Here is a 20,897-nt window from a genome sequence, read left to right on the forward strand (position 1 = left end):
GACAAAATCCATTTTTATGATACAGCCTTTATTGTTTTTCTATTTTTCTGTTGATAATGAATAAGGGAAATCAGCAGGATTTGTACCTCTTGTTTTGTTCGGAGCTGCGGTCATGTTAAAATCTAACACAGCACCTTTTTGTAATCCACTATGGCTGATCCAGTTTTTAGAATAAGGTTTACCATTCATCTGCAAAGTTTGCACATAGCGGTTATTATCGCTGTTAGCTGGTGCATTGATTACAACAGTTTTACCGTTTTCTAACGTAATGGTTACCTTTTTAAATAATGGTGCACCTAAAACATACTGATCAACCGCTGGTGTTACCGGGTAGAAACCCATTGCCGAGAAAACATACCAGGCAGAAGTTTGTCCGTTATCTTCGTCACCGCAATAACCATCAGGGGTAGCTTTATACATTCTGTTCATGGTTTCGCGTACCCAATATTGTGTTTTATAAGGGGCACCACCGTAATTGTACAGGTAAATCATGTGCTGGATAGGTTGGTTACCATGCGCATACTGACCCATGTTTGCAATCTGCATTTCACGTATTTCGTGGATTACACCACCGTAAGCACTTTCGTCGAATACCGGAGGCATAGAGAAAACCGAATCGAGTTTGGTTACAAATTTATCATGTCCGCCCATTAATTTGGCTAAACCATCAACATCCTGGAAAACCGACCAGGTATAGTGCCAGCTGTTACCTTCGGTAAATGCACCGCCCCATTTAAATGGACTGAACGGGCTTTGGAAAGTACCATCCTGGTTTTTACCACGCATTAAGCCAGAAGCCGGATCGAAAAGATTTTTATAGTTCATGGCTCTTTTCTTATAGATATCGATTTCTGATGCCGGTTTACCTAAAGCCCTACCCAATTGATAGATGGTAAAATCATCATAAGAATATTCTAAAGTTTTAGCTGCGTTTTCGTTCTTTTTCACATCGAAAGGCACATAACCCAATTCGTTGTAATATTTAACACCATCGCGACCTACAGCTTCCATCGGGCCTTCGTTGTTGGCGCCATGTTTTACCGCCTGCCATAAGGTTTCGATATCGTAACCACGCATCCCTTTGATGTATGCATCAGAAACTACCGAAGCAGAGTTGTTACCCACCATAATGTTGGCATAACCTGGGCTGCTCCACTCTGGTAACCAACCACCTTCTTTGTAATCGTTGATCAAACCCTGTTGCATTTCTTTGTTGATAGAAGGATAAACCAGGTTTAGGAAAGGATATAAAGCCCTGAAAGTATCCCAGAAACCGGTACCAGCAAACATATAACCTGGTAAAACCTGACCATTGTATGGGCTCCAGTGTACAATCTGGTTCTGTGCATCAACTTCGTATAATTTGTTCGGGAAGAAAAGGGTACGGTACATGGCCGAGTAAAAAGTACGGGCCTGATCGATGGTACCACCTTCAACAGAAATTTTGCTTAAAGTTTTGTTCCAGGTTGCCCTGCCTTTTGCTTTTGTAGCATCGAAACCATCGTTGGCCAGTTCCCTTTTTAAATTAAGATCGGCCTGTTCGAAACTGATAAAAGAAGAAGCAACTTTTGCAATTACCTGCTCGCCTTTTTGCGTAGCGAAACCGATAACAGCACCTGCATGATCAACAGTTAATTCAAGGTCTTTATCATTTAATTTTTTATCATCCCATGTTTTGGCCAGTTTGAAATCTTTATTGAAATAGATTACAAAATAGTTTTTAAAGTTTTTAGGCAACGGACCACGGGCATATTTGGTGGTATAACCGATGATTTTTCTTTCTGCCGGAATGATTTTAATGTACGATCCCCTGTTTTGGGCATCTACAACTACATAAGAGCTATCGGTTTTAGGGAAGGTAAACCTGAATTGGGCCGCTCTTTCGGTAGGTGTAATTTCGGTGGTTACATCAGCATCGGCTAAATAAACACTGTAATAATATGGTTTAGAGACCTCTGCTTTATGGCTGAACCAACTGGCACGGTCGTCATCAGTAAATTTCAATTTTCCGGTTACGGGCATGATAGAGAAAGCGCCATAATCGTTCATCCATGGTGATGGCTGGTGGGTTTGCTTAAAACCGCGGATTTTATCGGCATCGTAAGTATAAGCCCATCCGTCGCCGCTTTTACCCGTTTGTGGTGTCCACATGTTCATACCCCATGGCAAACCGATTGCCGGATAGGTATTTCCGTTTGATAGTGCCGGTTTGGACGCTGTTCCCATTAAAGGGTTTATCCAGTCTACCGGATCTGTAACCTTGCCTATTGTTTGTGCGAAACTGGTTGTTGTCGCAAAACCCAATAAAGCGATAAATAGTCGTTTCATTTGTTGTGTTTGTGTTTTTATATGGGGGTAATTATTTTCTAAACTTGCGAATTTTTAACGTAATCTGCCCAAAGTGCATCTAAATCTTTACCTGTTAATTTTGCCCAGATTTCTTTGGTATAAGTATGGTCTCTTAAAGAAGCGTCAACAGCTTTAATGGTACCAGGTTTTACGCTTTTTTCGATCCATGCAAAAAATGCAGCGGTAATGCGGTAGCTGTTTTTATAGCTATGATCTGGCTTTAATGCCGGTAGCGACCATTTGGCACCGGCATTATCCACACCGAATTTATAACGGGCATAATCAGCAATACCTTCGGTTAACCAGCCCGGACCAACACTGCGGCCATAATCCTGCACAATGTGCATCACTTCGTGGGTAACCACATCAATATCTTCGGGGTGTTTAACCATCCAGATGGAGCTAAAAGTTACTTTACCATCGGCCGTTGCAGCCACACCTTTATAGGCTGTATCTACAAAAAACTTTACCTCTTTAATGGTAGATGGATTGTACTCTTTTGCAAGCTTGGGATAAACTTCGAAAAATGTTTTGATTAAACGCTTTTTCAATTGCGGATCAAGTTCTTTGAAATTGCTTTCGAACGATAAGGTGTAACCGCTCTTTTTAATAATTTCCTGTGCTTTTAACTGCACTGATAAAGCAGAAATAAGCATCATAAAAACCGAAAGAATAGATATTTTTTTCATTTATACGGGATATTAGTATTTTGGTTAGCCTGTTTGATTCTGCAAATTAAATATTTTATGTAAAACGTTTTAGTAAATAATCAAAAATTTTACTTTAGTGATGGTTATTTTTACAAAACAGGCTTAAAAAGCTGTCGTCATTTCGAGCGGAGTGCAACGCAGCCGAGAAATCTTTCTAGGTAGATCTCTCCATTTCGCTTCGTTCCAGTTGAGATAACGGTCGTTTCATTAAGCTGTCATCCTGAGCGGAGCCGAAGGATCTCCATTCCACTGCGTTCCAGTCGAGATAACGGTCGTTTCATTAAGCTGTCATCCTGAGCGGAGTCGAAGGATCTCCATTCCACTGCGTTCCAGTCGAGATGACGACGATGGGTGAAAAAGACTTCTCTATTATTTTTTACTGCTATAGGTTAGCGTTACTTTTTCTGATTCCTTGCCATAATCTGCCCAAAGCTGATCTAAGGTTTTTCCGGTTAAGGTTTCCCACGATTGTGCGTTGTACTGATGTGCCCTTAACTGTTGATCTAATGTGGCGATCAAACCTGGTTTTACGTTCTGCTCTAACCAGGCAAAAAAGCGGGCAGTAATGCGGTAACTGTTGGTATAATTTTGTTTTTCGTTGTAAGCGGGCAAACTCCATTTAGAGCCGACATTATCTACACCATATTTATAACGTACATAATCGGCAATGCCTTCGGTTAACCAAACCGGACCCGCACTATAACCATAACCCTGTACAATGTGCATGGTTTCGTGTGTAACCACATCAATATCGGTTGGATGTGCTTTCATGTAGCCCGCACTGAACAAAATCCTGTTTCCACTGGCTTCTGCTACTGCTTTGTAAGCGGTATCTACCACAAATAACACATCGCGGGTAGATTTATCGTTAAATGTTTTAACCAGGGTTGGATAAATCTCAAAATAAGTAGAAATTAAGTTTTCCCGAACCTTCGGATCTAAATTAGGGTCTTTACTGATGAAAGTTAAGGTATATCCTTTATGTTTTTCTTTACTGTAGGATGCCCAGTTTTTGATAAAAGCTTCAAAAAGTGCTTTTTCAATCTTTTTTTCTGATTTATTTTTTGCCCAATCCTTATTTACTTTTATTTCTCCTGCCTTGGCAATAACCGTTGGTGTTTCGTCTGTTACAAAATCAAGTGTTACCTGCCTCTTGGTGCGATAGCCGTCTGCCTGGGCAAAAAACGGATATACTTTCATAACTGCATTTCTTAATTTAAGATCAACGTAACCATTTGTTGCACTATCGGGATCGTTAATGGTTAGTTTATATTCCTTTTCCCTTTTCTGTGCAAAAGCGCTGGTAGTTACGAGTAACATCAATGCCATGATTAAAAATTTCTTGTTCATCTGTTTTATTTGTGTAATTGTGATAAAAATAGGAAAGATCCAGGTTATTATCCTGAATCTTCCGTTGTAATAAATTTAATAGGTAATGCCGGGGAAATCGGTTTTAGCTTTTGCAAGCATTGGTGCCCAATCGACCCCTTTTTCGTCCTTTGGTCCGAAAGCGCTTAATGCAAGCGCTGCCAGATCTGCTTTGGCTGCGCCGCTCCAAAAGTGGATAAACTCACCAAAATTCATTTTCCGGGTGTATTGCTGATAGCTTTTGCCCTGCACGGTAATGGCCTGCTTAGGAAATTGTTGCGATAACAGGGTAAAGAAACCATTTAGCACCTTCGTTTTTCCATAGTTTTCGTAAATCGGTAAAAACCAGTTTTTAAACCATTGAGTACCTGCCCTTGGATAACTGTCGGTTGTGTTCATCATTTTGTTCGACCAGCGCTGTGCATCTGCAGGTCTGTTTAAACCCAAATACACATCATATTGATAAATCTCCATCCATTTACTATCATGCCAGATATCGAAGGCTGGCGATTCTTTTACACCTTTTGATGCACCTTCTACAATATGGCCGATTTCGTGTGTGGATAAATCGATATCGTTATCTACCCCCGTTGTCCATGCGTTTAAATCGTTAGATCCGCAATCGGTTACATTGCGATAGTCGTGGCCGGCATCGAGGTATGTACCAGGGTGGCCGCCACCATATTTACCTGCGTGATAAATGACAAAGAGGCGGCTATCGTCGCCAAATTTACCATAGGCTTTTTTAGTGTAATTCCAGGCTTCGGCCATATAAGTTTTTGGCCAGGTAACAGTTGGTTTAACGTCGCCATCATAATAAACCACCACACTGGTATCGTAATAAACACGGTTTAATAGCTGAATGTGCTCAAACCAATGCTCTTTCCAGGTTTTGGGCGGTGCATCTGCAGGATCTACGGTTTCTACCAATAGAGGCGCTGGTTTTGCTGTTTCTACTGCAGCTTTTTTCGTATTACAGGCCAGCAATAAACAAACTGCAATAACAGATAATGGAAAAATGTTTTTCATAGGATCAAGTTTAATGGGTTAAAAAAAGCACCGGGAGTTCCTCCCGGTGCCATTATATTACCAGCCTGTATTTTGTACAATTACAGGTACTTTTTGAATTTCGCCACTAGGTATTGGCCATAAATAGTGTTTCTTTTGGAAAACCCTGTTTTCGGTAACCACAGGCGTAAAAAATCCCGGAGCATTTTGCGTAATATTTAAACCTTTTATCTGCGTATCGGTAGTTTCGGCAATTTTCCATTCCCTGGTGTAGAAATAACGGTCTAATTCGAAAGCCAGTTCTACACGCCTTTCTCTACGGATAGCATCTTTCATATCGGTTGGTACCGGCAGTGTACCGCTTCCGTAAGCCGGAATACCAGCCCTGCTACGGATTCTGTTTAGGTAAATCAGAATATCCGGATCAGAAGGATTCGACTCCTGTAATGCTTCTATATAATCTAAATAAATCTCTGCCAACCTGATCATTGTAAAAATAGTTCTGCCACTTGTCCAGCCTGCTACCGTTAAATGTTTTCGGGAAGTATAACCGGTTTTGGTATAATCGGTGTTTGCAATAGCCGCTTTACCTGCATTACCATTAAATTCAAAACTGGTAACGATGTTTGATGAAGTGTTGATCCACTTACGGCCTGAATAAGTAATATTGGCATAAAAACGGGGTTCGCGGTTCACAAACATATTGCTGATTACCCTTGCTACGCCCTGATCATTCGGATCTGGTGCCTGATAGGCCGAAGTACCATTTGCGGTGTAAGATGGATCGTTTTCGATTGGCAAACCATTAGCGGTGAAATAGGCATCAACCAACTGTTGTGATGGAGATAGGAATGAACCTCCTTTATCTCCACCGGATGCTCCTTGATGATTGGGTGCCAAAGAGTATTGATAAAGTGTTACATCACCTCCCCTACCGAAAATAATCTCTGAGTTCCAACCGTTTAAAAAAACATCTCTCGTAGCTATAAAGGCTCTGTTAAAAGCATTATTTTGCAAACCTGTAGGTGTTGCGCTAACATTGTAAAGTGCATAACTGGCATAATTGGCATTATTTAAAAATGCTTTTGCAGCATTAGCCAATCTTGTCCATTTTGCAACACTGTAGGTTTGGTTGATCAACTGCTTACCGTCCTGATTTTTAAGACCTGCATAATCTGTATTTCCGTTAAATAACGGACGTGCAGCGGTTAACAATGCTTTAATTTTATAGGCATCGCTAACTGAAGCTGTAACATGCCCATAATCTTCCGCAGCTTGTGGGGTAGCGGGCAGATTAGCGCTTGCTGCGTCTAATTCACTTACAATGTAATCAACACATTCGTCCATCGAGTTACGTGGTTTACTTATTGCTGCCAGCGGTGCATCAGATGCGATAGGATCATTTCCCAATAAAATAACCGGACCATATTGCCTAACCAAATAATAGTAATAAATTGCCCTTAAAGCCTTGGCTTCGTTATAATAACGTTTAACGATATCGATGCCGCCCAGATTACAATCGGTACATTTGCTTACGTTTGCCATAAAAGAACTGGCTGCCTGTATACCCTTGTAATAATTTTGCCAGTGGTAATTTACCTGACTGCTTGTTGCATCCCATGCACCTGTGTTTACATTTTCGCTAAAGTTTGGTAAAGTATAGTCTGCTTCATCAGAAGCGGCTGTCCATGGACCAATATTACCAAGCGCCGATGGCGAACGGTCCTGATCCTGATCAGGGAGTGTTGAATAAACATTTGCCAGTGCGCGCTCAACAGTAGCCTTTTTCTCGTACATCTGATCGAAGGTTAACCTATCATCAGGTACCTGGTTTAAAAATTTCTTACAGCCATAATTACCAACGAGTAGCAATGCACCAACTGTATATATTAATATTTTTTTCATCCTTATTATTTTAAAAATTAGCGGTTAAACCTAAAGAATAATTAGAGGTTAACGGGTACCTGGTACCATTATCTGTACCTAATTCGGGATCCCAAAGTTTGAATTTGCTAATGGTAAATACGTTATAACCCATTGCATAAATCCTTAAACGTTTAACACCAAGTGATTTGATTCCATTTTTAAGGGTGTAACCAAAATCTGCATTTTTTAACCTTAAGAAACTGATATCGCGTTTCCACCAGGTACTTGGCTGATAGTTGTTGTTATTGGTACCACCGTAAGATAAACGTGGATAAACGGCATCCTGGCGCGGATTTGTAGGTGTCCAGCGATCAGCGGCTACGGCTAACATATTACCTAAACCACCCGAATTGGCAAACGAAGGGATATTTAATAAAACATCAGCATTATCCTGCCCCTGGAAGAATAAACCAAAATCGAAGTTTTTGTAAGTTAATGAGAAACCAAAACCATAAGTGGTGCTTGGAATATCTCCCCTGCCAATTACAGTTTTGTCGAACGAATCGATTTTACCATCACCGTTTAAATCTTTATATTTGATATCGCCCGGCATTAAGGTTCCGAACTGGGTTGCGCTGGCATTGATCTCTGCCTGACTATCAAATAATTTTTCGGCAATGTAACCTACACGTGTGGCAGCTAAAATATTAAGACCACGTTGTTCCATCCATGGATAAGCTTGTGGTGCCTGATCGTTCTCAATTACCTTATCCTTATTGTAGGTAAAATTAGCCCTTAAATTAAGCGACCAGTTTTCACCGAATCTTGCATCGTACTGTATGGTACCATCAATACCTTTATTTTCTACAATGCCCAGGTTACCAATAGGAGTATTGGCCAAACCGATATAATTTGGTACGGTACCCCTGGTAATAAACTGATCTTTCCTTCTTTCTTTAAAGAAATCGACAATTAACGAAAGGTTATTATTTAATGTTTTTATCTCAAAACCTAAATCCTGCTTACGCGTTTCGGCCCAGGTTACATCAACACCATAAGCCGTTACACCCAAACCACCTTTTCCTGTATCATTTCCGGGTACAATATTTCCGTTCTGACCAAAAGAATAACTTGGCGACTCGCCTACTTTAGTTAAATAGTAAAAGCGCTGGCCTTCGTTATCAGCATAACTGTTGCCACTTCCCCCGCTACCTGCAATACCATCAGAATAACGGAATTTAACCATCTGAATAGCATTTTTAAGCGGTTCGAAAAATTTCTCGTTCGAAAGCAACCAACCTAAACCTATCGCCGGGAAATAACCATATCGTTTATTAGGAGCAAAGTTTTCGGAACCATTATAACCCATGTTAAATTCGAAGAAATACTTATTATCATAAGCATAAGTAGCACGGGTTGCAATTCCCTGTAGCCTGTATGGCAGAGAAAGTGTTAAATTATCAACAAATGGATTGGTATTATCATTCTGGTTGTACAATAATAAACCGGTTACTGCATGCTTTCCGAATGTACGGTTATAGTTAAAGCCAAGCTCAAAATATAGTTTCTTATCGCCCCTGTTGGTTCGGCCATAATTTAAGAAATCCTGTCCCTGCAATACCAAATTATATTTATAACCCGAATTTGGATTTCCAGGGGTATTATATGGATTATTCTGGTCAATCCTATATATCGTTTCCCTTTTAATCCTATTGATAAAATTGGTATTACTGGCATCAAAAGAATACATTGAGGTAACAGATAAACCAGGGGTTAATTCTTTTAAATCCTGTGTTAAACGAAGGTTGGAATTTACCTGATTGGTATATCCTACCCGATAGCCATTCCGGGTTACATCGCCATAAGGATTACGCTGATCGGCCTGCGGACTGATACCCGGCAAACTTCCATTTGGATAAAGAATGGGGAATGAGGTTGGATTGATCTGGAAAGCCTGGCTAAAAATATCCTGTGCAGTGAAGTTACTTGGGTAGTTATTTTGAGATAATATTCCCTTGATGCCCAGGTCTAATTTAGTGGTACCTGTAATGTCCCAGTTTAAGTTTGCACTTACATTGTAGCGACCGAAGTTCTGTTTAACCGCGGAGTTTACGGCATCATCGGTTTTAAATAAACCATCTTCACCGTAATATCCTAACGAGACATAATATTTAGCATTACTTACACCACCGGTTAAATTAGCAGTTGCAGATCTGTTTCTTCCAAAATCGTTGTAAATGGCATCAAACCAGTTTACGTTTGGATAAAGTACAGGATCGGTACCCGCAGCTGTTTTCTGGATGGCATCTATAGAATATGCTGGCGAAAATGCGCCTGCAGCTCCAGCTCTTAAATAATCAGAATATTTGGCTTCGTTGGCCAGGTTCATATAATCAACACCATCAATCAATTGCGGTCTTTTGGTAAACCTGCTCACTCCTTCATAATATTCGACATTGATTTTCGGCGTACCGATTTTACCTTGTTTGGTATTGATCAAAATTACACCGTTTGCACCACGGATACCATATACCGCTGTAGCAGCTGCATCTTTAAGTACGGTGAAGTTTTCTACATCGTACACGCTGATATCGTTTAAGTTACGGTTAGGTACCCCATCAATAATCACCAAAGGGCCCCGATCTGTACCGGTTAACGATGATATACCACGGATAAAGATATCTGATCCGGTTGCACCCGGTTCACCATTTCTGCTAACGTTTACCACACCAGGTATACGACCGGCCAATAACTGGCTCATGCTCGAAACCGGTTGTTTTAAATCGGCAACATTAACAGACGATTGTGCACCTACCAGACTTTCTTTTTTCTGTGTACCAAAACCTACAATGGCAACCTCTTGTAAATTGGCACCAACCGTTTCTTTTAAACGGATATCAAGCACCGTTTGTGTACCCACCGGGATTTCTTTTGTATCATAACCTACATAGGTAATGATCAGTACCGTATTCTGATCTGGCACTGTAATGGTAAAGGCACCATTTACATCAGCCGCTGCACTGGTAGAACTTCCTTTTACCTTTACACCTGCACCCGGCAAAGGTGCTCCTGTTTCATCTTTAATTATACCACGGATTACAATATCTGCCTTGGCCTGATTAACCTTAACCGAACTGCTTACATTAATGGCTGATGCCTGAGCCGTTGCATAAAAACCGCTGCTTAGGGCCAGCGTAAAAGCGATAGCCTTAAAAGCACAATCTTTAAGCCTGAGCCTGCCCCCGGTTAAATTTGTATTTTTTTTCATCATAAAATTTTTGTTGTTAACAGCGTTACTGTTATTTGGTCTATTGATCAGTTGAAATAAATTCTATTGCCTGCCAATTGCTGGCAGAATAAATCTTAAAATGTTCTCTTTACAGAAACAGGAACATATTACTGTTGCTCTTCTGGCACCTCAATTACCCTCCACTCAGATAACTGGAATAAAGAACCACCATTATTCGATGTAATACTAAGCCTGTAATATTTATACAGCACCTTGTTTTTAAAGTTGTAGGTTTTGGTTAAGTTACGGCCCGAAAATGTTTCACCCGTCCTGGTATCCAGATCTACCCAGTTGTTGCCATCTGTTGAGCCGCTCAATTTCCAGTTTTTAGGATCCCTGTCGGGCGCATCGCCACCGGATGTTAAAGTATAAGATGCCACTTGTTGCGGTGCAGTAAAGGTTAACTGCATATAAAGGCCCGATTGATAAGGATTGATCAGGAACTTTGAATTGATGTCGTTATCCACCAGTTTTAAAGATCCTTCGCCTGCAGAGGCACCTCCCGAATTCTCAATGTTAACTGAAAGTGTTGCTTTTGTTGTAACGTCTACCTTGGCTTTCCAGGTAAAAAGATCCACTGCGGGGTATTCTTCTTTACCACATCCGAGAAGTAAAGCTAAAGCACAGCAGAGCCCGGCAGCTTTCTTGGTCATTTTTAAAAGATTCATAATTGATTGATTTGATATTTGTTGGTTATAAAATATTCATTATTTAGCCGTTAAACCGATTACAGATCTGTAATTCAACCGGTTAAAAAAAAGGAAATGATTAAAGGGTATTGAAATGCTTTTAATTGTGGCACAACAAACCATATACAGATTAACCCGATGTTAACCGTTTAATGGTAATTGGTACAATGTAACTTTTGGTTGCTTTAAGTATTAGCCTCTTCGGTTTACGATAAAAACACTATGGTGCGCACAGCTGAGCTGGTTTGGTCATTTTTTTGGTCATGATTAGTTGGTTTGGTTGGTTTGTTGTTATGCCGGAAGGTAGAATGAGGTGTATAAGAATGTAGAATTTACTTCATTTAAGGTCTCCTTTTATTTTTACGAATGGTTAGTTATTTTTTAATATCACTAAAACGTTTTAGTATCAGTCTATAAAAAAAAGCCCCAGTTTTATTAAACCAACACTTTGTTTTATACTATAACCAATAAAGTCTAAATAACTGGAGACTAAAACGTTTTATTAAACAATAATAAGCATATTATTAATAAATCAAGAATTATTTGATTTTTTTCGGGAAGAAATATAAAAAATTTTTGGCCAATAAAGCGAACCTGCAGAAAAATAGCATAAAAATTTCCTGCAATAACTGCACATATAGATCAAGAGAGAAAGAAAAAGGGATAACTGCAGAGTAAATATGGGTAAAATACCTACTCTGCAGTTATTTAGGATATAATCGAAAGCTTTTTAGCCACAATATCCTAAGTAAGGCTTAAATCACAGCAGCTTGCAGCACCGATTAGGGCGGCATGCTCTTTAAGTTCAGAGATTTTGATCTCTGTTTCGATACCATTGCCCTTTAATGTGGCAATTAGCTCGGGAGCAAACGCACTAAATGATTGTGCAATATTCCCCCCAACAATTACGGTATCTATTTTATGTTTTTTTATGATCGGGATTAAAAACTGGGCCAGGTTATAACCAAATTCCATAAACACCCTGGTGGCAAAATGATTGGTCTGTACAATCTCCACCAGCTCTTTTACACCATCTACAAACTCGCCGCTAAGCTGGTTAAATCGTTTTACGAACCAGCGCGTAGATAAGTAATCCTCTGCAATTCCGTCCAAAAATTCGGAGTTCCATAAATCCGCATCAAAAGCCTTATAGTTTAAACAAAGCGATGAGCCAAGCCCTGTACCCAGGGTTAAACCCAATACACTTGTATTTCCTTTTGCGGCACCTGCAAAAACCTCACCCTGTAGAAAGCCGGCAGCATCGTTTATAAAATGGATATTTTCTGTAGGAATATCCAAACGTTTGGCCAGCTCTTCTTTAACATTAACCTGGTAAAGTGACTTAAACTTATCCTGATCTTTGATCAATGAAATCCCCTGGTCGTAATCAAACGGACCGGGCATGGCAATTCCTACATTCCTTGTACCGTTCTTAATGTTCTGAAAAGCTTTGCTGATAATATCGCACCATGCCGATAAGATCACTTCTTTATTCTCCTGTGAATTTACAGGGCTACGTTTAATGGAATTTTCGACCAAAGTTCTCGTTTCCAAATCCACCAATGCGGCCGTAATGTGCGAGCCGCCAATATCTACACCTAATGCAACAGGCTTTTCCATTCTATTCTTATATTTCTGTTATCTATTTTTCTTATTTATTGAGATAGTGCGCCAAAAATAGCGATTCAATATCTATTTACTGAGCGAAAACGGCTTATCATCTTCTAAAATCCCCCTATTTAACGAAGGTTTAACATTCATCTCTAATTTTAATACCCCGCCTTTTAACAAATCGCTATGGTTAATAAAGTTTTTGGTAAAATTTTTACCGTTTAAGGTAGCAGACTTGATGTATACGTGCTCCGCATCATTTCCGTTTGCTTCGATCACGAATTTTTTGCCGTTTTCTAAATTAATGGTTGTTTTTTTAAACACCGGACTGCCCAAAACATACTCTCCGGTACCCGGTGTTACGCTGTAAAAGCCCAATGCACTTAATACATACCACGATGAGGTTTGTCCCTGATCTTCATCACCCGGATATCCGTTTTCGGTAGCATCGTACAGTTTGTGCATTACCTCCCGGGCGTGGAATTGAGATTTCCAGGGCTGACTGGCATAATTATACAAGTATACCATGTGCTGTATAGGTTGGTTCCCATGCGCATATTGCCCCATGTTTGCCATTACCATTTCGGTCATTTCGTGTATCATGCCACCATAAGAGCCCACATTTACTTTATTGGGTTCAGTAAAAACAGAATCGAGTTTGGCGGTAAAATTGCCATTCCCTCCCATCAGGTTAATGAGCCCTTTGGTATCCTGGAAAACCGACCATTGCCAGTGCCATGCATTGCCTTCAGTAAAAGGTCCACCCCACTCTGTTGGATCGAAATTTGGCGACCATTTTCCTTCTGCGTTTTTCCCTCTCATAAAACGGGTTGAAGGATCGTAAACATTTTTGTAATTGTACATCGGCTTTTCGAAAACCTCCATATAATGTTTATCGCCTGTCATTTTAGCCAATTGATAGGCACAATAATCATCGTAGGCATACTCTAAGGTTTTAGCGGTAGCCTCCCTATATTTTGGGTAAGGCACGTAACCCAACTGGTTATATTCGGTTACGCCATCCCTCCCGTTTGCGGCCCCCCAGGGGCCTTTATTCATCGCCTCATGGTAATAGGCATCTAATGCTTTTTTGGGATCGAATGTCCTGATTCCCTTTGCCCATGCATCGGTCAGTAAAGAAATGGCATGGTTGCCGATCATACTTCCGGCTTCGCTAGGGAACGACCACGAAGGCAGCCAACCACATTGTTCGTAAGCATCGAGCATGGCCTGCATGTATCTTCCATGCATTTCGGGCTGTACCAATGTGTTTAAGGGAAACTGTGCACGGAAGGTATCCCAGAAACCGGTATCGGTAAACATATAACCATCGTGCACTTTACCATCGTAAGGACTAAAATAATATGGCTTTCCGGCTTCATTTACCTCATAAAACTTTCGGGAGAATAAACTTGCCCTGAAAAAGCAGGAGTAAAAAGTTTCCATATCGGCTTTAGAACCGCCTTCTACTTCAATTTTACCGAGCGATTTATTCCATACCGCAGCGGCATTGGCTTTGGTATCTTCCAAAGTTTTATCATTACCAAGCTCTCTTTTTAAATTAAGTTCGGCCTGTTTTAAGCTGATGTACGAAGAGGCTGTTTTAACCTGTACTTTTGCGCCCGTTTCGAACTGGATAAAAGCACCTTTGCCCAATCCTTCAGCCGTTAACGAATCTTTGTTAACCGTATTGCGTTTGTTTTCCCAGGTTCCATAAGATTTGACAGGCTGATCGAAGCGGATTACAAAATAACTTTTCCAGCCACGTTTAAAGCCTTCGCCATTGTTTACCCACCCGGTAATTTTATTTTCTTTCGGATAGATCTGTATACCACTTAAACGTGTGTATCCATCGAGAACCAGGAAACTTCTTTTCCCTTTCGGATAACTAAAACGCAGGTGCGCACCACGTTCTGAAGGTGAAATCTCCGTGGTAATATCATTTTCGAACTTTACTTTATAATAATTCGGTTTGGCAATTTCATCTTTATGGCTAAAGCGGGTTTCGCGTTTATCTTCGTCAACAACCAGATCATCAACCATTGGCATTAAAGAGAACACAGCATAATCCCGCGTCCACGAGCTGCATTGGTGTGCCTGCTGAAAGCCCCTGATTTTATCTTTAAAATACTGGTATTTCCAGCCGTCGCCATTTTTACCGGTTTGGGGCGTCCAGGTGTGCATGCCGAATGGTAAAGCTGTTGTAGGATAGGTATTTCCCCTCGTGAGTTCGTGTTTGGAATTGGTACCCTGAAGCGTGTTTACATAGTTTACCCAATCTTTCTGCTGTGCCAATAACCCTTTGGCAGTTAAGCAGCATAAAATGGATGCGATTAATTTAAGTTTCATTTGTGTTTGTTTGTGTGTTGTTCTTTTCAGCCGGTGCAGCCAAGCCGTATATTTAAAAAACCAGCTTTTGCCTGCATAGGTAAGTGATTGCAGACAAAGCTGATTAATGCTTTTATTTAATATTCCATTTATCGGCCAGTACTTTTATAAAATAGCCACCAACTACACTCCTCGCCTGGAAACCTGTCATTTTTCCATTGGTGGTTTCATGCCAATCGCTCAATGGCACCTTGCTTTCCGTTTCGGTGGCATAGCGGTAAACAGGACTTATAAATTTCTGAAAATCGGCTCCATTGTCGGTCAAAGTAGCGGTCCACATGATCCAGTCGGATTTTGAATAGGTTCTGCGGCTATCCAAAGGCAATCCAAAATCTTTCTGTTTGGTTAAATAGAAATCGATTTCCTTTTTATACACTTCCTTCGAAAAAAGATCCAGTTTTAAAAGTTTATCCCAAACCAGGTTATATTTCTGGCTCCATGTATTTTTATCATTGAAAGTTAGCGCATAATGGTCGCCGGCATCGGCAAGTTTCATCCAGTTTTGGGCCATCTGTAAAGCAGCCGTGCGGTATTTGGTGGCTATGTCGGTTTTACCTAATGCTTGCGCCATCTGGGCGTAACCGCCCAAGGCTACAATGGCCTTTACCGATAAGTTTGAATTGCGGGCCAGGTGACCTGCAAAATCATCAGTACACAATTGGTTGGCGGGATCAAAACCTTCCCTTAGGAGGTAATTTGCCCAGGTTGAAAGTACTTCCCAATGCTTTTCGGCATATTTTGCATTGCCCTCTGCTTTGGTAATGGCAGCGGTTAAAATAATCATGTTACCTGCTTCTTCTACCGGCATATCTTCGCCATAAGTTTGGCCGTTTGCCAAAGGATAGGTCCCTAAATCGTGTGCGGCAAAAGGTTTTTTCCATTTCCCGCTTTCAGAGTAGTAGAAAATACCGTTCAGCATACCTTTTAACAGTTCGGGATTGTACACCAAAAACTGCGGTGCCGATGGATAGGTTACATCGACGGTATTGATGGAGCCGTTACTGAAGTTTTCTTTAGATAGGAAAAGGATATCGCCATTGGGTGCATAAACAATTTTATGCGCGGCAATGGCCTGCCTGTAGGCGAGTTTACACATTTCTGCATATTCCCGGCCTCCTGCTTTTTCGGCATCGGCATAAAGTTTTGCGTCAAATTCGGCACATTTCGTTTTTAATGATGGGTATTGGTTATTTGCTTCTGCCAGTTGATCTTCAAATTGCTGCGAACCCGATTGTTTCCAGACCGGGGAAAGTTTTTCGCCAAAATATTCAACCGATTTTAAATCATCGTAACCGAGCATTACATATTTCTCAACAGGAGTAGAAGAAACCGAACCAAAAGGAATCACGCTGCTCAGGTTTAAGTTTTTAGCATTCAAAACCTGATTTTGGCCAGGATATTTTCCAGCCATAAAACTTTTTAAACTCTCATTCTGCGAAGCAATAAATTGTGTTGCATTAAATTTTGCCGGAACAGCCACATATAAATAACCCCAATCAATACGCACATCGTCGCCACGTTTTTTTAATATAGGTTGCTCAACCGTACCCGTTTTTAGGATCGAAAGGTTGCTTTTAGTACTTTTCCATGCCGAAACTGCCTGCATTGGCGTATTTACTGCAATATTTGATGATGCGCCGAAGAAAACGTCCACATTGTGCGCTTTTCCGTCAGTTGATTTTACAGCGTAATTGATATAACTGATCGGTCTGGCGGTTAGTTTAATGTCGTTAAGCAACAATGGCGAAGTAAAACTTACCTGTAATTCTACTTTACCACAGGTAAAGCTATATTTTGTTGTGGTAGCCTGTATCGAAACATTGGTTTGGGTTGCAGGTGTAATATTTACATTTTGCGCATCTTCTTCTACAATCCCGGCATCGAGGTGCCTTCCACCCGCGGTATTTTTACAATGGATGGCCAGTACATTTTTGCCTTTTTGCAAAATGCCGTTTTCAATCGGCAGGTAGATGTAATCAGAAACCCATCCATTTTTTTTATAAATCACCTTACCGTTCAAATAAACAATTATGTTATCATCATGGTTAAGTTTCAGGTATTTTTTTGTAGTGTTAAGGTCTGCAACTTCGAAAGTTCTTCTGAAATAAAGGTTATCGGTATTCCATTTGGTTTTATCGGCACGGTCATCACCAAAAGGTGCGTCGCCTTTTTTCCATGCAGCATCATTAAAGCCAGCCGTTTCCCAATCTTTTTCCGGTTGATCGAAAGTATAGGCCGCCTGATATTTAATTTCGTCGGCAGCTGGCAATATGGTTTTAAAGGTTTTGCTTTCTTCTCCCATAAAGCGGTAAAACTGGCCGTCTACTTTAATTACGCCCAATAAAGATTGTTCCTTACCCGTCCAATGTTTGGTTACCGATTTGTTTAAGCCATCGCCGAAAGACCAGATGCTAAAATAGGCATCGTGCGTAATCAATGGATAAGCAGGAGCTTTATCCTGTGCCCTGACGATAAAATTAAAAAATAGGCAAATTGCCAGTAGGGAAAAGTTTCTCATAGTTCAATATTTGGTTCGTTGCAATGGATAAATCGTTTTACTTGATTTACCGGCCAAATATTTATTCTAAAATTGAATGAAGATGAGGATGATAATTCTAGTGATGATGGATTTTCGCTCGTTGAAGCCGCAATAAAGTAAAACGTTTTACTAATCCAATTATAGATAATTTAAAAATCATTTTAAAGTCATGATAGGTAACTTTTAAGTTACAATCATTAATCCCTGATGATCAGTTTGGCCGGAATAATAACCTGCTGGTTATCTAGTTTGGTTTTGGACGAGAGCTGTTTAAGGATCAGCTTGATCACATTTTCTGCAATTTCCTCTAAAGGTTGCTGCAGGGCTGAAATACCAGGGGTATGAAGCTCAAAAGCCTCGTGATCATCGTAAGCAATAACCGCAAAGTCGTCTCCTATTTTCTTTTTAATCTGCTTCAATACCTTCAATCCACTAATTGCGAGGTAATTGGTTGCAAACAATACTGCATCAATGCTTTTCTGTTCGAAAAGTTTTTTCATCTGATCGCTTGTTTCGCTTTCTTCCTGGTTAAAATGGATTTTCAGCACAAGGCTTTCATCGTATTTGATCCCGTTGTCTTCTAATGCTTTTTTGTAGCCATCGTAGCGTTCAACAATCTGCTCAACATTGATATCGGTGGTTACAAGTGCGATATTTCTTTTACCCTGATCGATAAAATTCTGGATGGCCTGATAAGAAGCATTAAAATGATCGGCCCCCACATAACTGGTGTTTATGTCAGGGAGTTTCCTATCAAAAAAGATTACAGGATTGCCATCATCCAAAAGCATCCGGATATCTTCTTCTATCCCCATAATGGGCGAAATGATATAAGCATCTACCTTACGCGATTTAAACATGTTGATCAGCTCTTTCGCTTTATCAATGCTGTTTTCTGTACTCGAATAAATGATTTTATAACCTCTTTTGTACGCTTTATCTTCGATTAATCTTGCTATCCGCGAAAAGAAGGAATTGGAAATATCCTCAATGATCAGCCCGATGATATTCGAATTACCGGTGCGCAAACTGCGGGCTATCTGGTTTGGTTTGTATCCGCTTTCGGCAATTATTTTTTCTACCTTTTCTATTACCGCCTCACTTATCGATTTCTCTTTTGCTTTACCGTTAATAATAAACGAAACGGTGGTAATGGATACATTTGCCTTAACAGCAATATCTTTGATGGAAAGCGATTTCATCTGGTTGGAATTCTTTTAAGTTAATCGATTCAAAGCTAAATAAAAATTGCAGTTTTTAAATTTTTGCCCTTTATAATAGTGCAATTTAACATTTTTTATGTTAATCGTTTTAGAAACCGCTGCTAAAGGTTAATACGATCTAAAAATAGCCCCATTAAACAACAAAAGGCGCTTTTTAAGCGCCTTTTGTATCAAAATTAATATCCGGGATTTTGGGTGAGTTTAGGATTAAGATCCCGTTGCCTTTGCGGGATAGGGTATAATGCCTTTGTTGCTGATGAGGCTGTGTGGTCCCACCAGGTTCCGCTAACAAATTTACCAAAACGGATCAGGTCGTCTCTTCTGAAACCTTCAAATATAAATTCCCTGCCACGCTCGGCCAGAAGTTCATTTAAATCGAGGGTTGCAGTTGTATAGGCTTTAGCATCGCGTATGGCAGGTGCATAAGCCCGTTTTTTAGTGGTATTTATAAGTGCTACGGCTTCTGCATTTGCACCACCGCTTTTGCGCATCAGTGCTTCGGCCTTGGCAAAGTAGATCCATGTTAAGCGGTAAACATTCCAATCGGTATTATTATAGTTCGGATCGGGCTGAACAGCTGTATAAGTAGTGCCATTGCTTACAAAACCCGGGATCGAATTACCCAATTTGTATTTATTGAAACGCACACCACTGTTCTCTTCGCCTTCGCTCATATTGGAAACGGTAGAACCCGATTTGTTTTTCCTGATGTTATCTACAAAAACCAATGGCTGGCCCTGGTATTCAACTGTACCTAATACGGCCCTGGTTTTAACGTTGGTATCGGCGAATTTGTATTGTGGCCCAATTAGCAGCCATTCCTTTTTACGTCGGTCATCAGTCTCGTAAGTATCGTAAACCCCTGGAATAAGCACAATACCATCATTACCGTTTCTACCGCCACCATAAATATCTTTTTGGGCAAAATGATAAAATTCGCCTGTCCATGATGGTTCAAATTTGGCCCTTGTATAATCGTAGGCGATAGAAAATATCACTTCTTTAGACAGGTCGTTTGTATTTTTAAATTGGTCGGTTATTGTAGTATCCAATTGCATTGTACCATTTTGACCGCCTGCTTCGTTATTGATCAGTTTATCGGCAGCAGCAATACAATCATCCCAACGGGGAGTACCCGACCATACTTCGGCATTTAAATAAAGTTCTACCAGCATGGCATAACCGCTTGCCTGGCTCATCCTTCCCAGCATTGCCCTCGATAATTTCGGCACATTATTGATATTGTCTTTAATTTCTTTCTCAACAAAATCGAATACTTCCTTTCTGCTCGAAGTAGTTGGATAAACCGGATTTGCAGGATCGGCCGGTTCGGTTACAATAGGTACACCACCAAATAAATCCATCAGTTTCAGGTAGTGAAAAGCACGCAGCAATTTCAGTTCAGAAATAAACTCGTCCTTCTCCTTCTGGGTAATTCCCATTGACGAAATGTCGCGTGTACCGATGTTTGCAATCGGATCGTTACAATATCCGATACCACCATAAATTAACGACCACGCATTGTTTAAACCTGCTTCATCAACAGTCCAGCTATGGTAATGGAGTCTTTTCCATTTTCCGCTATCTTCGCCATGCGGCCCTTTTGTAGGCCAGGCGAGCTGATCAGCAGATAACTCTGCCGGTCTCCACCATCCATCCTGCCCCGATGGTGTTACCCAGGCATTGGCATGTGTGTACGGACGTAAAACAGCTGATAATACTTCGTTTTTATTGGTATAAAATTTATCAGAAGGAATCTGATCGTACGCATTCTCATCTAACTTGGTACAGGCACTTACTATACCAACCAATAAAATTAATGCTGTATGTAATATTGATTTATTTTTCATTGTTATA

Annotated in this window: 12 protein-coding genes; all 12 read right to left on the reverse strand. The window is 40.4% G+C overall.

Annotated elements, in window-relative coordinates; translation table 11 throughout:
* Nucleotides 1-39: 39 nt before the first annotated feature.
* Nucleotides 40-2,328: a GH92 family glycosyl hydrolase gene (locus B2V92_RS09410; RefSeq protein ID WP_293307211.1), complete on the reverse strand. Its 2,289-nt coding sequence runs from the start codon at nucleotides 2,326-2,328 to the stop codon at nucleotides 40-42.
* 38 nt (nucleotides 2,329-2,366) lie between these two features.
* On the reverse strand, nucleotides 2,367-3,038 hold the full coding sequence (locus tag B2V92_RS09415) for a basic secretory protein-like protein (RefSeq protein ID WP_293307212.1): 672 nt from the start codon (nucleotides 3,036-3,038) through the stop codon (nucleotides 2,367-2,369).
* A gap of 390 nt (nucleotides 3,039-3,428) precedes the next feature.
* Nucleotides 3,429-4,409, reverse strand: coding sequence for a basic secretory protein-like protein (locus B2V92_RS09420; RefSeq protein ID WP_293307213.1), 981 nt, complete (start codon nucleotides 4,407-4,409; stop codon nucleotides 3,429-3,431).
* A 75-nt stretch (nucleotides 4,410-4,484) separates the two neighbouring features.
* Nucleotides 4,485-5,456 carry a hypothetical protein gene (locus B2V92_RS09425; RefSeq protein ID WP_293307214.1) on the reverse strand — a complete coding sequence of 324 codons (972 nt, stop codon included), beginning with the start codon at nucleotides 5,454-5,456 and terminating at the stop codon, nucleotides 4,485-4,487.
* A gap of 57 nt (nucleotides 5,457-5,513) precedes the next feature.
* Complete coding sequence (locus B2V92_RS09430; RefSeq protein ID WP_293307215.1) at nucleotides 5,514-7,340, reverse strand: RagB/SusD family nutrient uptake outer membrane protein; 1,827 nt, start codon at nucleotides 7,338-7,340, stop codon at nucleotides 5,514-5,516.
* Between the two features lie 10 nt (nucleotides 7,341-7,350).
* Nucleotides 7,351-10,572, reverse strand: a complete 3,222-nt coding sequence (locus B2V92_RS09435; protein WP_293307216.1) for a SusC/RagA family TonB-linked outer membrane protein — start codon at nucleotides 10,570-10,572, stop codon at nucleotides 7,351-7,353.
* Between the two features lie 125 nt (nucleotides 10,573-10,697).
* Complete coding sequence (locus B2V92_RS09440) at nucleotides 10,698-11,258, reverse strand: discoidin domain-containing protein (protein WP_293307217.1); 561 nt, start codon at nucleotides 11,256-11,258, stop codon at nucleotides 10,698-10,700.
* A gap of 765 nt (nucleotides 11,259-12,023) precedes the next feature.
* Entirely contained in the window at nucleotides 12,024-12,899 is an 876-nt protein-coding gene (locus tag B2V92_RS09445) for an ROK family protein (protein WP_293307218.1), read from the reverse strand.
* A gap of 72 nt (nucleotides 12,900-12,971) precedes the next feature.
* The gene (locus B2V92_RS09450) at nucleotides 12,972-15,371 is read right to left on the reverse strand and encodes a GH92 family glycosyl hydrolase (RefSeq protein WP_349681423.1); all 2,400 of its coding nucleotides are present in this window, start codon (nucleotides 15,369-15,371) and stop codon (nucleotides 12,972-12,974) included.
* Nucleotides 15,352-17,796, reverse strand: a complete 2,445-nt coding sequence (locus B2V92_RS09455; RefSeq protein WP_293307219.1) for a glutaminase family protein — start codon at nucleotides 17,794-17,796, stop codon at nucleotides 15,352-15,354. The genes B2V92_RS09450 and B2V92_RS09455 overlap by 20 nt, the downstream gene beginning before the upstream one ends.
* A gap of 218 nt (nucleotides 17,797-18,014) precedes the next feature.
* The gene (locus tag B2V92_RS09460) at nucleotides 18,015-19,019 is read right to left on the reverse strand and encodes a LacI family DNA-binding transcriptional regulator (RefSeq protein ID WP_293307220.1); all 1,005 of its coding nucleotides are present in this window, start codon (nucleotides 19,017-19,019) and stop codon (nucleotides 18,015-18,017) included.
* A 197-nt stretch (nucleotides 19,020-19,216) separates the two neighbouring features.
* Nucleotides 19,217-20,890, reverse strand: a complete 1,674-nt coding sequence (locus B2V92_RS09465) for a RagB/SusD family nutrient uptake outer membrane protein (protein WP_293307221.1) — start codon at nucleotides 20,888-20,890, stop codon at nucleotides 19,217-19,219.
* Nucleotides 20,891-20,897 lie beyond the last annotated feature (7 nt).

This window comes from Pedobacter sp. UBA5917 (genome assembly GCF_002432345.1).
Taxonomy (GTDB): Bacteria; Bacteroidota; Bacteroidia; order Sphingobacteriales; family Sphingobacteriaceae; genus Pedobacter.